Source organism: Nocardia alni (assembly GCF_019038435.1).
GTDB classification, from domain to species: domain Bacteria; phylum Actinomycetota; class Actinomycetes; order Mycobacteriales; family Mycobacteriaceae; genus Nocardia; species Nocardia alni.
The window spans coordinates 1-12,362 of record NZ_JAGPOX010000213.1 but is presented as its reverse complement, the minus strand read 5'-3'; the positions used below and the strand labels follow the sequence as shown (position 1 = coordinate 12,362).

The following is a 12,362-nucleotide window of genomic DNA, read 5'->3' as shown; positions in this document are numbered from 1 at the left end:
GTCCGTCACCGAAATGCACACCATCCCCGCCCCCGCCCGCGTCTACGGGTAAAGCGTGTCGCCCCGGCGCCGCTCCTCCGTGACTAAAGCCACTTCGCGACGCCACCGTGGTCAGATCAGGTACCCGACCGATCTCGGCTGAACGAATAATCGCCATCCTCGCACTGAGCTGTTGCCCCGGGCGGCGCTTGGTTGGCCTTTCCGGGACCTTGGGTACACACGCCCTGAGCGTCCATGTAGAAGCCGGTCGGGCACAAGTCGGGTTGTGCTGTCGCCGATGAGATCGGGGCAGCCAGACTTCCGAAACCGACCATTGCCACCATGCAGACAGCTGGAGAAAACCGCCGTAACGCACTGGTCAACGCGACTCCCAAGTAGGTGAAACCTATTCGGTGCGGCCAGACCTTCACGTGCTACATGCGATGCTACGACCGGATCGCGGGTGGCGCTACAGCCCGGATTCGGCAACTCGCCGACATGTCCTTGCTCGCTGACCACGCGGGTTACTCGGCCAGTTTTTACGAGATCACGCTGGTCTCGAGAGCCCGGTCGAGTGGGATGCCCTGGCGGCGGGCCCACAGGGTCCGCTCGCGGACCTCCGATCGGGTGCGGGGCCGGTATCCGGGTCCCCCACAGCCGCAGGAATGGAATCGGAGCCCGGATTCCAGGACCGCGGCCAGGGCCTTCCATCCGGATCGGTCCGAACGTCGAGGAGCGGCGAAGTCTCGGCCGACGTTGATCATCTCCCGGCGGCAGCGTGGACAGTGCGGTGTGGCCGAGGAGTATTTGAACGACAGGCGGCAGGGCAGGCACACGTAGTGGCTCTTGTACGGCCCGTACAGCCCATATCTGCACATGCGGCGGACCATACGCCGGGCGTGATATCCGGTGCAAGCGAATTCACATGGGGCGCAGGGCCTTCGATTGGGACAGCAGGTCGGCGACCGGGGTGTGGCGGGTGAGGGGGACGCCGAGGCTGTGGGCGTTGCCCTCGAACAGGGACAGGACCGATTCGGTGAGGATGCCCTCGATCTGTTCGGAGGTGAGGGTCGAGCCGGGGTCGGCGCGCCAGCTGGTGACAACGCCGTCGACCAGGCCGATGACGCCGAAGGCCATGGGGCGTGCGCGGACCGGATCGATGCCCGAACGGGTCAGCGCCAGGGCGAACAGGTCGGCCAGCCGGCCGCCGATCCGGTCACGGGCGCCGTCGAGGGCGTGTGACGAATCTCCATGCGGGGCATGGCTTTCCAGGAATCGATGCAGGCGGGGGTGGCGTTCCACCCAGCCGACGTAGGTGGCGATCGCACCGCGCACCGCGTCCCTGACCGTGCCGTCGGCGCGCAGCGTGGGCATCACCTCGGCCAGCAGCAGCTCCAGGATGCGGCGGCGGATCTGCTCGTCCAGGTCGGCGCGCCCGGAGAAGTGGCGGTAGACCACCGGGCGCGGCAGGCTGAGCCGATCGGCGATCTGCTGGACCGAGACGTCCACACCGGAGTCCTCGATCGTCTCGACCGCGGCATCCAGCACCGCGGCGCGGCGGCGCTCCTTGTGACCGTCCCATCGTGTGCTGCGGCCGTCCACGGCCGCACCCGCAGCCTCGCCCCTGCTCCCCCGTCCCCTGGTCTCGGCCACACGACAACGATACCCGCGCGACTATTGACCGATACAGCATGTCTCACTAACCTGAATGTTACCGCTTGTATCACTAACTTCTGGCTATTGGAGAGAGCGCCATGGGCAACGACGCCGCAGCAATGCTCCCCCGGGAATCCTTCGCCCAGCGACTGCTGACCGGATCGGTCAAGAAGTCCTACGACCCGGTGGTCGATCTGGACTGGGACGCGCCGCTGGATCCGGACAAGCTGTTCCTCCCGGCGGAGGTCATCTCGCTGTACGGCACCGCACTGTGGGAGTCGATGACCCCTGCCGAGCGGCGCGAGCTGTCCCGCCAAGAGCTGGCCAACGTGCTGTCGGCCGGCATCTGGTTCGAGAACCTGCTCAACCGACTGTTGTTGCGCGAGTTGATGAACGGTGACCCGACGAGCAATCATTCGCACTACACACTCACCGAGATGGGCGACGAGACTCGCCACATGATGATGTTCGGCAAGCTGATCGAACGCATCCAGGCCCGGCCCTACTGGCCGACACCGCCTGGACGCCTGGTCATCTCGTCGCTGCAGCTGTTGCTGCGCGGGTCCATGACGTGGGTCGGCGCGCTGGTCGGCGAGGAGATCTTCGACGCGATCCAGCGCCGCACCCTCGACGATCCCGAACTGCAGCCGCTGGTTTCACGCGCGATGCGGGTGCATGTAACCGAAGAGGCCCGGCACATCGGCTTCGCCCGCGATGCCCTCGCCCGCCGCGTTCCTACCATGTCGCGGGCCGAATTGGCTTATGTGCGACTGTGTGTCACGGTCGCCGCACCGCTGTTCGTGCACCTGATGACCAACCGGCACATGTACACCCGGGCCGGACTGGACGGCCGCAGCGCCCGCCGTGTGGCCAGGTCCAACCCGAACAGCAAGCGGGCGTTAGGAATAGGCGCGGCGAACCTCGGCGCATTCCTGGACAAGCACGGACTTATCACCCCCGTCGGCAAGTGGATCTGGCAGCAGCAGGGCCTCTGGCATACCGACGCACCACCGACCCGCCTCGGATCCTTCCCCACCCCGCCGGGCCTGGATGGACTGCTGGACGCGGCCGATCGCGCCGGCCGCATCGTGCGCCGTCTGTACCCGAGTTCCTCCGATCCCTCCATCCCGGCGGATCATGAACCGTCGCACGAATATTCGGGCCCGGCACTCCTGGACGCCCCCGGAGCCGAACGACAGGTCACCGTCACCCTCAGCGGCCACATCGACCCGATCGACGGCCAGTACCACTGGTACGGCCGAGTGCACAGCGCGAACCCCGCCGACCTCCCCGACCCCGGTCGCGCCCACGTCCAGCTGACCCTGCCCGGCCGCACACCTGTCACGGCGACGCTCCAAGAGCGGGATCCCTGGGGTGACCTGCGCATCATCGGAGTCGGAGAGCCGCCGTTCGCACTCACCCCGACCGACTGAGCACCGTCGCATACGACGCGGCCGCCCGTCCGTCACCCCGACACCCATCCCCGTCGGCCTGACATCGTCATCCCGACCGACCCAACGTCGTCATCCGGCGCTAGCCCTGGTCACAAGATGCGCATTCCCGCCAAAAGCACGGCGGGTATGGCGGATACCGCACCCACGGGCGACCGGACGACCCCGCTCAGAGCAAGGACTTCAGCGACTGCTCGTCCCGAGCCACGACCGCGCCCCGGCTGCCCGCGACGATCGGGCGCTGGATCAGCTTCGGATGATGCGCCAAGGTCTCGATCCAGTGTTCGCGGTCGGCGGGCGTGCGTGACCACCCGGCGATGCCCAGCTCCTTGGCCTCGTCCTCGCCCGTGCGGGTGATATCCCAGGGGTCGAGGCCGAGCCGGTCGAGCATGGCGCGAATCTCCTCGACGCCGGGCGGATCCTCGAGATAACGCCGCTCGGTGTACGAAACTCCCGCCGCGTCCAGCGCCGCCTTGGCCGCGCGGCTCTTCGAACAGCGCGGATTGTGCCAGATCTCCATCTGCTCGGATGTCATGAGCACTCACCTTAACTCGGTGAGTCGCGCGCGAGACAGTAGGTGCGGCACAGTGTGAATCCGGCCGCGCCTCGGTGCGACCGGGCACGGGCGGGGTCCGCCAGTTCCTCGTCCCGTCGACGATACGACTTCTCGACCGCCTCCTGGAATACGAATCCTACTGTGTAACAATATCATTCGTGTTGGCTGGGGTGCAGGATCCGACCATGGGGTACACGCGACCATCCGGCGTAGTCGCCCGTAAGATGCTCCAGTATATTTCCCGGCGGGCAAATTTTCTCATCGAGCACTCTTGCCCGATGAGCAATTTTGGTTCACACTGGACCCATGGCCGATGAACAACCCCTGGGCCTGCGGGAACGCAAGAAGCTCGACACCCGCAAAGCACTCAGCAATGCCGCACTGGACCTCATGTTCGAGCGTGGGCTCGAAAACGTGGTCCGCGAAGACATCGCGGCCCGCGCCGGGGTGTCGGTCCGCACCTTCAACAACTATTTCTCCAGCAAGTACGAGGCATTGGCCTACCGGCAACTCGAACGGATACGGCGCGGCGCGGAAGCGTTGCGCGCACGCCCGGCGGACGAGCCGCTGTGGACCGCGATTGTCGAGGCGATGCTGGAGCCGCTGATGGCCGACGGCGTGCAGGACGGCATACCCACCCCGGCCATGCTCGCGGAGCCGCGCAAGATTCTGGCCTCACCGGAGATGTACGCCACCCTCGCGGGCGGTACGGGTGACGAACTCGAGCGGGCGGTGGCCGAGCGCACGGGTACACCACCCGGCGACATGTATCCGAAACTGGTTGCGGCAGCGATAAATTCCGCTTATGGCGTAGCGATCACAATCTATGTCAACTCGGATCCGCCCGAGCCCCTGACCACGATCCTGCGCCGAGCCCTCACCGAGTTCGCCCGGGGCCTACCCGACCCGAGCGCCCGATAACACCCATTCACATCGAGAACCACTGAACGGGAACGCCTCTCGCGATCCCGTTGACACCGAAATCACACACGACAGGGGTTGATCTCGTCATGTCCGAAACACCTACCGATGTCATCATTTCCGGCGGAGGCCCGAACGGGCTCATGCTCGCCTGCGAGCTGGCCCTGGGTGGGGTCCAGCCGATCGTCCTGGAATCCCTCCCCACGCCGAGCGACCAACCGAAGGCGAACGGCCTGGTCGGACAGGTGGTGCGGCTGATCGATATGCGCGGGCTGTATCGCCCCGCCGAGAACGATATGTTCGGCGGCGCGAGCGGCGACATCCCACAACCTCTCCCCTCCTATATCTTCAGCGCTCTGCGGCTGGATCTGGCTGCATTGCAGCACAATCCGATGTACGCACTGCCGATCCCACAGGCCCGCCTGGTCGAACGGCTGGTCCACCGTGCCGAGGAGCTCGCGGTGGGCATCCGGTGGGCCCACGCGCTCACCGACTTCCGGATCGAGGGCGAGCGGATCATCGCCACGGTCACCGGGCCCGACGGCCCGTACGAGATCACCACCCGCTACCTGATCGGCGCCGATGGAGGTAAGAGCCTGGTGCGCAAGCGGAGTGGGATCGAGTTCCGGGGTTCCAGCGACGACAGGCGAATCACCCGCGTCGGCCACGCGCAGATACCCGGCGCGCAGCGGACCCCCGACGGCGGCATCGAGATCCCCGGCGCGGGCCGGTTCGCCTTCGGCCACAACCGAGTCGAGCGCGGCATGTTCGTCTATGCCGAATTCGCCCCCGGCCGCGCGATGATCGGCAGCACCGAATACGACGTCGACCCCGTCTCGGACGATACGCCGGTCACCTTGGACGAACTGCGCGAGAGCGTCGAGCGGGTCTTGGGCGTATCCGTCCCGATAGCGCCGCCACAGGGCCCCGGACCGCATGCACTGCGCCGCACGGTCGGCCAGAACACCCTGCAGGCCGAGCACTACCGCGCGGGCAATGTCCTCCTGGTCGGCGACGCGGCGCACGTGCATTCGGCGATGGGCGGTCCGGGACTCAATCTCGGCATGCAGGATGCGATCAATCTCGGCTGGAAGCTGGCCGCGGTGGTGCGCGGCGACGTACCGGCCGATCTGCTGGATACCTATGAGAGCGAAAGGTATCCGGTCGGCGAGCGGGTCATGATGCAGAGCCTGTCGCAGAGCGCCCTGATCGCACCCGGACCCGAGATCACGGCACTGCGCCGGCTGTTCGGCGAACTTCTGCACCTCCCCGAGGTCACCGCGCACATCGCGAATCTGCTTGCCGGAACGGATGTCCGCTACGACACCGGCGACCCGCATCCGCTCTCCGGCCACCTGATACCCGAGTTCACCGTGCACACCGCCGACGGTTCGCACCGCATCGCCGAACTACTGCGCACCGCTCGCCCGATCCTGCTGGACCTCACCGGCGCCACCGCCGTCCACGCCGAGAAGTGGTCCGACCGAGTGGATATCGTCACCGCCACCGCCCACGACACACCGGCCGCCGCCCTACTGATCCGCCCCGACGGCTATATCGCCTGGGCCACAGACGGATCAGGCACCGAGCCGGAAGCCGACAGCCTGCGCCGAGCCCTGACCCGCTGGTTCGGCCCCGCCCGCGAACTCGCCGAATCTCGGCACTGATCACCGCCGCTCGGGCGACGTCGCGCCGTCACCCGAGCGGCCCGGTGTGCCCGCCGCCCAGCGCAATCCGACCACCAGCATGCCCAGTCGTTCAGGCGTTCCTCCCCTGGTGAAACCAGCGTGCCACCCCGCTCAGGGCAGCGCTCGGTAGTTCTCGTCATTCGAGCGCACCGACCGACCCTCCACCTGGTACGCCGCCCGAGTCGGCCTCACCCTCTGTGCACCTCCCCGCGGAAGAGTCCGTCTCTGCCATCCCGTCACGCTCGTGCCTCGGATCGACCCGCTCCAGCACTGCTCAGCCTCGAAAGCGCAGCCACTATCTCGGCACGGCAACACGGACCGCCGGCATGTTCCGACGCCCCGGGAACCTCGGCCCCGCCGTCCCCAGCACAGCTCCGGGCAGCCTTACCCCCGCCGCCCTACCCTCCGGCACGTCCTACCGTCCTGGCACGCTCCTCGAGAACAGCGTGCCACCCCCGTCAGCCCGGCATGCTTTGGCCGGATCCGCCGTAACCAATTGTGTACCAGTTGATCCCGCTAATGCTCCAACGGAAATGACGACCACGCATACCCGAAATGGCAGCCGAAGGCACATGCCGAGATGGCGGCCCGGATAGTCACAGGTGCATCCACTGTGGCCACACCCGACTCCACGGCTTGCGCTGCCCCGTGCACTTCCAGATCGTCACGTCTTGTGTATTGCCCGGATAACCGAGGCGGGTGTCGACCTTGCCGACCGGCTCGACGTGGTCGAACTGGCTGCGAAGCGCGGGCTCGGTGCTGCCGACGGCCAAGACCGCGCTTTCGGTATCGGGTGGGGTGCCGAAATATCCGAAGCCACGGCTGGGGCTGTAGATGGGTGGCAGGCTGTAACGGGCGAATTGATCCAATGCGCTTGCCTGCCAGTAGGTGTCGGTGATGATCACGGTGCGTGCGCGCTCGGCGGGCGACAGCGCGTCGTAGGCATAGCTGACCGAGTCGACCAGCTCGGACCAGCCGAACTGGCCGTACAACCCGATCTGTACGGCCGCCGCCGCGGCGTTCGGCGGCGGCGGGATCCTGTCCTCCGGCCGCCACGGAGTGCCGTCGGCGACCACGACCACCGACGAAATCCCCAGTGCCACACCCACGACGATGACAACGCGCCGCCACGGCACCGGCATCCCCCCGACCACCGTCACCGCGCCGACCGCACCCGCCGCGATCACGACCGCGTACATCCCGGCCGCGTAGTACACCCGTCCGCCCGTGACCAGGAATACGAGCAACAGCAGGACCAACGCCGCCCCGAGAAACCGATACTGCCGGAATTCACCGCGCCGCAACAATGCCCAGATCCCGCAAAGCAACAGCGGTGTGCCCAGGAATCCGCACAGCACCACCGCCCCAGGCAGGAACAGCAGCTTCCCGCCCAGCACCGCCTCCTCGCCGGCGATCTCGCCACCCATCGCCAGCTCGGGCCAGGAGTGCCCCGCCTGCCAGAGTAGTTCCGGCACAGCGGATATCACCACGATCAGCCCACCCGCCCACAGCGGCGGCCGTCGCACCAGATCCCGCGGCCCGAAGACCAAGGCGCTCACCACGATCGCGACCCAGAAGAACGGAATCAGCCATTTCACCTGGAAATCCACCGCGGTCACCAGCGCTGCGATCAGCAGCAGTCCATCGCGCCGCGTCTGCACCCAGCGCACCAGCAGCCAGGTGATGATTACCCACAGCGCGGTGTCGACCGCATTGGTGGTGAGCAGCCCACCCTGCAAGAGCAGGAACGGTGAGCTCGCATAACCGATCGCCGCCAGCATCTGAGCGGTCCGGCCGCCACCGAACGCGCGCGCCATTTCGGCGCACAGCACGACCGACACAACGGTCAGCACGACGGCGGGCAACCGCAGCACCAGGAACGACCCGGGTGCGACGGTATCCATCGCGCGCGCCACCAGCGGCAGCACCGGCCCTTGATCGGCATACCCCCAGCCCGGCCGCCGCCCGGCAGCCAGAAAGTACATCTCGTCCCCGAAGTACCCGTATCGCGACGCGCAGAACCACAGGATCGCCGCCGACACCACCGCGACCGCGCCGACGGCCACGGTCGCGCGCGCCGGCGCCACCGCCACCTCGTCGCTCGAACGTTCCACCACGTCGGTCATCGGATGAACTCCCCCGCACGTCTGCGAACACCGGACCCGCCGAATCTATCCGGCCGCACAGCCCCTGCTATCCACCTCGCGGGCGAGTCGCCGTCGGCCATGCGGCGTAGTCGAGCCTGATCCACACGTCCTGATATCACCACCCGAAGCCCGGCCTATCGCTGCATTTTTCCGCCTCGAGACGCCGCTTTCGGACAAATCGAGCCGCGAAATGTAGCGGGAGGCCGGTCCCCCCAGCCACCCGCCGCGATGCCGACCCGATACCGCGCTCACAGCGATCTCAGTGCACGGCCGCCACCACACCGCACTCTACGAGCCGCCTGCACACCACCGCGCGAGCAACTACCCGGCCTATTGCTCCATTCTCCGGGACCGAAACTCCGGTTTCGGACAATTACACCCAAAGAATGTAGCGGGAGGCCGGTTCTCCTGCACCTACAAGGACACGGCACCCACGACCGCCAAGCGCTACCGCACGGCCACCACGCCGAGCTGCACGTTTCGAGGCGACTGCACGCGACACCCGATCTGTCGCAGCATTCTCCAGGACCGAACGCCGGGTTTCTGACAAGTCTCCAGGATCCCGACGACGACCAGCACGATGCCCGGATATGTCCACTGCCGCCGGAAAATGCAACGGGAGGCCAGGGGTCACCTGCCGTCGTAGACTGGCATCGTCGGACACGGTAGCGAGAGTCGTACCGGCTCACATCCCCGCGCGCAAAGGTAGGCGGACATGTCATCCGAATCCCAGACAGGCAATCCGTTCGGCACCCCGTCGACGTCCGGGCCGCAGCCCATCCGCCCCTATCAGCGCCAGCTCAACAAGTTCATCGGATTTCTGCTGCGTGTGCCCGGACTGGGTGCGATCGTCGGGCGCAGACTGCTGATTCTGCACGTCGTGGGCCGCAAATCCGGTAAACGGTACGACATTCCCGTCGCCTACACCCGGGACGAGGGCGTACTGCTGATCGGCACCGCAATGCATCCGTGGGTGAAGAACATCCGCAAGGATGTGCCGGTTCAGGTATCGATGGGCGGGCCCACACGCACCGCCTCTGCCGAGGTGCTCCGCGATCAGGAGTCAGTCATGCGGCTGTACGAGGCTATCGCCCGCGACAACCACCAGAACGCCGGGTTCAACGGCATCGGGTTCGATGGATCCGGCAATCCGAACAAAGCCGATATTTACCAGACCTGGCAGCTCGGCGGCGCGGTCATCCGCCTCACTCTCGTCTGAGAGCGCCCGGAATCGTCGGCCCCGCAACCGAAATCATCTCGGATGTGCCTCGACATAGAGATCTGCGGAGATGGTGTTCAACCACTGACGCACGCCGATCGGGGCCCACGACGCTCCGTCGGAATGGTGCACGACGGGTTCGACGAATGTGACGGTGTGGCCGCCGAACTCCAGCTCGAATTCCCCCGCGGCCAGAATGTTCTTGAGCCAGTCCACATCTCGGCCGTAGCTGAGCGCGATCCGGTAGCTGTCGCCATGCCCGAACACGCTCACCGGGGTGCGATACACCCGGCCGGACCTGCGCCCGCGATGCACGACCATGGCCATTCCAGGCATATGCCCGGCGACAAGGCCCGCGACCCGGTTGGTGGCCACTCGATTGAACTTCGCTAACCCCTTCGGCAGCGGCATAGCATCCCCTCTCGGATTTCTCGTACACCAACAGCCGCAGCACAGGCTACGCTCACCGAACCCGATTCGGGCACTGTGTCTTGCTACAGATCGACAACAGTCCGTCATCGTTCGGATCGCGAAGGTCGGCCGCGGTCGTCTGCACTCGCTACAACGCTGCCGGCCGCGTTGTCATGCTTTCCCGCCCAAAGCAATCGGGGATGCCTCGTCCGCAATCTGCTCAGGCGTGAGCGGCGGGCCGCGACCTCGATCAGATCGCTGCGGCCGTCACGCCCGCACGAATCTGATCCGCCGCCCCGGACGGGCCTGGGCCACGGCGTCGACATCCGCATCCATGACAGTGGCGATCACCGGATAGCCCCCGGTGATCGGATGATCGGCAAGGAATATCACCGGCTGCCCGGACGGCGGAATCTGGATGGCGCCCAACGGCATTCCCTCGGTGGGAAGTTCTGCGGTATTCGCCCGGTTCAGCAGTGGATGCTCGGACGCGCGGTCGAGCCGCACGCCGACACGATCGACGTCGGCCCCGACCTGCCACGATCCGGCGAACAATGTCTCCGGGCGTTCGAACCAGTCCTCCCGCGGGCCCAGCCGCACCCGCACGGTGAGCATGCTGTCGGTCATCCGCGCGACCGGGGCCACGTCGACCTCCGGCCAGCGCTGCGGCGGCGGACCCACGGGCAGCACATCACCCGCGCGCAGCGGTTCGGGTCCGATCCCGGCAAGCGTGTCACGGCTACGGGAGCCGAGCACGGGCGCGAGGTCGATTCCGCCACGGACCGCGATATAACTGCGCATCCCGGTCGCGGCGCTTCCCAGCGCCAGGCGCTGTCCCTGCCGCAGACCCAGCACCGAGGCATGTCCGACCGGTCGGCCGTCGAGGGTGATCGGAGCCGGTGCGCCGGTCACCGCGACCACCGCGCGCGCGGTGAATTCCAAGGCCAGCCCACCGATCAGGCATTCGATCGCAGCGGCCGATTCGTCATTGCCGACGAGTCGGTTCGCCAAGGTGAACGAGCAACGATCGGCCGCCCCGGCAACTCCGACGCCTGCGTGAAACCACCCGGGACGGCCGAGATCCTGAATCGTGCTGAACATCCCGGGCGCCGCGACGCGCACCGTCCGGACCGACGAACCAATCTGTTCGGCCTGCACGACCGTCCCCCGGCTGGTCCCACTGTGATCATCCGCCATGACCTGGGGCCCTCGAAGCCCCGGCTGCACCCCGTTCATGTCGTCGCCTCCTGTCCCGCACTACGCCGTCCTACCACCCCGGTCGGCCGCTTTCTCACCTCGGCATGCGACGCCGCCGTTCTGATACGACACCGCTTCGCACGATCGGTGTGCTTCGATCCCCTCCGAACCACCTGTGTACCAATCAGGTTCGTGCCGAGACCCGGTGCCGCCACACTCCGAACCGACGTCGCGCTCACAATTCCTCCACCGCGACGAAGCGCACGCGCGTGCCGGGCCACAGCAGACCTGGTTCGGGGCGGTCCAGGTCCCACATCGGCGCCCGTGTGGTGCCGATAAGCCGCCAGCCGCCGGGCGAAGTGCGCGGATAGACCGCGCTGTAACCGCCGGCGAGGGCCACAGCTCCGGCAGGGACCGCGGTACGCGACTGATCCCGGCGCGGCACCGACAAACCCGCCTCGGGCGCCTCCAGATAACCGAACCCCGGGGCGAAGCCGATGAACGCGCACCGCCACACCACACCGGTGTGCCGGGCGATGAGCTCCGTGGTACTCAGACCAAGCAGTTCCGCCGTCTCGCCTAGGTCGGCACCGTCGTAGCGAACCGAAATCTCCACGGCATCAGCACCTTTCGAGACATCAGCGGCCGAGGCTGCCCCCGCCGTCCAGGCATCGCGCACTCGCTGCCCCACCTTCGCCGCATCGGTGCGTGGCGCCAGCGTGATCAACACCGTGCGCGCGGCAGGAAGGAAGTCCACAACACCCGGAACAGGATCGGCCCGCAATCGATCGACCAACCCCGCCATGGTCTCCAGATCCGGCGGCTCCACCAGCAGCGCCCGATCCCCCGCCGACCGAATCATCAACTCACCCATGACAACTCCTCGCTTCGACATTGCCCCGAGCCACCACCGCGCGCCCATTCACACAGCGATCGAACCAGAAGCAACACCGCTCCGGTCCACCCCTCGCCGCCCCTCAACTCCGATACGCGCCACACCAATACTCCGCTCACACATGCCCGCACCTCGCCAACCGCTCGGCCCGGGCACGAGCGAGGGCGCGACCATCCCATCGATCGCTGCGCCGCCCCGAGCCGCCGCTGTACTCCGGCACGCACGAACGCTCAGCCGTACCC

12 protein-coding genes are annotated in these 12,362 nt (G+C 66.9%); 4 read left to right on the top strand and 8 right to left on the bottom strand.

What is annotated here, in order from left to right; genetic code table 11:
• Window positions 1-116 precede the first annotated feature (116 nt).
• The 3 genes from JZ791_RS47365 to JZ791_RS41320 form a co-directional block, all read right to left on the bottom strand.
• A complete protein-coding gene (locus tag JZ791_RS47365; protein ID WP_498049418.1) occupies window positions 117-236 on the bottom strand; it encodes a DUF3761 domain-containing protein in 120 nt (39 codons plus the stop codon).
• A gap of 282 nt (window positions 237-518) precedes the next feature.
• Window positions 519-857 carry a hypothetical protein gene (locus JZ791_RS41325; protein WP_216902980.1) on the bottom strand — a complete coding sequence of 113 codons (339 nt, stop codon included), beginning with the start codon at window positions 855-857 and terminating at the stop codon, window positions 519-521.
• 43 nt (window positions 858-900) lie between these two features.
• Window positions 901-1,632, bottom strand: coding sequence for a TetR/AcrR family transcriptional regulator (locus JZ791_RS41320; RefSeq protein WP_308163438.1), 732 nt, complete (start codon window positions 1,630-1,632; stop codon window positions 901-903).
• Between the two features lie 101 nt (window positions 1,633-1,733).
• On the opposite strand from JZ791_RS41320, the gene JZ791_RS41315 reads away from it, so the two are divergent.
• Entirely contained in the window at window positions 1,734-3,068 is a 1,335-nt protein-coding gene (locus JZ791_RS41315) for a diiron oxygenase (RefSeq protein WP_216902978.1), read from the top strand.
• A gap of 187 nt (window positions 3,069-3,255) precedes the next feature.
• Here the strand turns inward: JZ791_RS41315 and JZ791_RS41310 are convergent, their stop codons facing one another.
• Window positions 3,256-3,621: an ArsC/Spx/MgsR family protein gene (locus JZ791_RS41310; protein WP_216902976.1), complete on the bottom strand. Its 366-nt coding sequence runs from the start codon at window positions 3,619-3,621 to the stop codon at window positions 3,256-3,258.
• Window positions 3,622-3,948: 327 nt separating this feature from the next.
• On the opposite strand from JZ791_RS41310, the gene JZ791_RS41305 reads away from it, so the two are divergent.
• Together JZ791_RS41305 and JZ791_RS41300 are read left to right on the top strand one after the other, a co-directional pair.
• Window positions 3,949-4,563, top strand: coding sequence for a TetR/AcrR family transcriptional regulator (locus JZ791_RS41305; protein ID WP_216902974.1), 615 nt, complete (start codon window positions 3,949-3,951; stop codon window positions 4,561-4,563).
• Window positions 4,564-4,652: 89 nt separating this feature from the next.
• Entirely contained in the window at window positions 4,653-6,230 is a 1,578-nt protein-coding gene (locus JZ791_RS41300; protein ID WP_216902972.1) for an FAD-dependent monooxygenase, read from the top strand.
• Between the two features lie 617 nt (window positions 6,231-6,847).
• Here the strand turns inward: JZ791_RS41300 and JZ791_RS41295 are convergent.
• Window positions 6,848-8,377, bottom strand: coding sequence for a glycosyltransferase family 39 protein (locus JZ791_RS41295; protein ID WP_216902970.1), 1,530 nt, complete (start codon window positions 8,375-8,377; stop codon window positions 6,848-6,850).
• A gap of 736 nt (window positions 8,378-9,113) precedes the next feature.
• Between JZ791_RS41295 and JZ791_RS41290 the strand changes: the two genes are divergently transcribed.
• Window positions 9,114-9,617 (top strand): nitroreductase family deazaflavin-dependent oxidoreductase, encoded by a 504-nt coding sequence (locus JZ791_RS41290; protein WP_216902968.1) that lies wholly within the window; start codon window positions 9,114-9,116, stop codon window positions 9,615-9,617.
• Window positions 9,618-9,650: 33 nt separating this feature from the next.
• On the opposite strand, the gene JZ791_RS41285 is transcribed toward JZ791_RS41290, so the two are convergent.
• From JZ791_RS41285 to JZ791_RS41275, 3 genes are all read right to left on the bottom strand, one after another.
• Window positions 9,651-10,028, bottom strand: a complete 378-nt coding sequence (locus tag JZ791_RS41285; RefSeq protein ID WP_216902966.1) for a nitroreductase family deazaflavin-dependent oxidoreductase — start codon at window positions 10,026-10,028, stop codon at window positions 9,651-9,653.
• 267 nt (window positions 10,029-10,295) lie between these two features.
• Entirely contained in the window at window positions 10,296-11,264 is a 969-nt protein-coding gene (locus JZ791_RS41280; protein ID WP_256462061.1) for a 5-oxoprolinase subunit C family protein, read from the bottom strand.
• 196 nt (window positions 11,265-11,460) lie between these two features.
• Window positions 11,461-12,099: a 5-oxoprolinase subunit B family protein gene (locus tag JZ791_RS41275; protein ID WP_216902964.1), complete on the bottom strand. Its 639-nt coding sequence runs from the start codon at window positions 12,097-12,099 to the stop codon at window positions 11,461-11,463.
• Window positions 12,100-12,362 lie beyond the last annotated feature (263 nt).

Excerpts from the sequence above, each read along its gene's own strand:
- JZ791_RS41285 (WP_216902966.1), bottom strand. The coding sequence starts at position 10,028 with ATGCCGCTGCCGAAGGGGTTAGCGAAGTTCAATCGAGTGGCCACCAAC.
- JZ791_RS47365 (WP_498049418.1), bottom strand. The coding sequence starts at position 236 with ATGGACGCTCAGGGCGTGTGTACCCAAGGTCCCGGAAAGGCCAACCAA.
- JZ791_RS41310 (WP_216902976.1), bottom strand. The coding sequence starts at position 3,621 with ATGACATCCGAGCAGATGGAGATCTGGCACAATCCGCGCTGTTCGAAG.
- JZ791_RS41300 (WP_216902972.1), top strand. The coding sequence starts at position 4,653 with ATGTCCGAAACACCTACCGATGTCATCATTTCCGGCGGAGGCCCGAAC.
- JZ791_RS41295 (WP_216902970.1), bottom strand. The coding sequence starts at position 8,377 with ATGACCGACGTGGTGGAACGTTCGAGCGACGAGGTGGCGGTGGCGCCG.
- JZ791_RS41305 (WP_216902974.1), top strand. The coding sequence starts at position 3,949 with ATGGCCGATGAACAACCCCTGGGCCTGCGGGAACGCAAGAAGCTCGAC.
- JZ791_RS41290 (WP_216902968.1), top strand. The coding sequence starts at position 9,114 with ATGTCATCCGAATCCCAGACAGGCAATCCGTTCGGCACCCCGTCGACG.
- JZ791_RS41315 (WP_216902978.1), top strand. The coding sequence starts at position 1,734 with ATGGGCAACGACGCCGCAGCAATGCTCCCCCGGGAATCCTTCGCCCAG.
- JZ791_RS41325 (WP_216902980.1), bottom strand. The coding sequence starts at position 857 with ATGTGCAGATATGGGCTGTACGGGCCGTACAAGAGCCACTACGTGTGC.
- JZ791_RS41280 (WP_256462061.1), bottom strand. The coding sequence starts at position 11,264 with ATGAACGGGGTGCAGCCGGGGCTTCGAGGGCCCCAGGTCATGGCGGAT.
- JZ791_RS41275 (WP_216902964.1), bottom strand. The coding sequence starts at position 12,099 with ATGGGTGAGTTGATGATTCGGTCGGCGGGGGATCGGGCGCTGCTGGTG.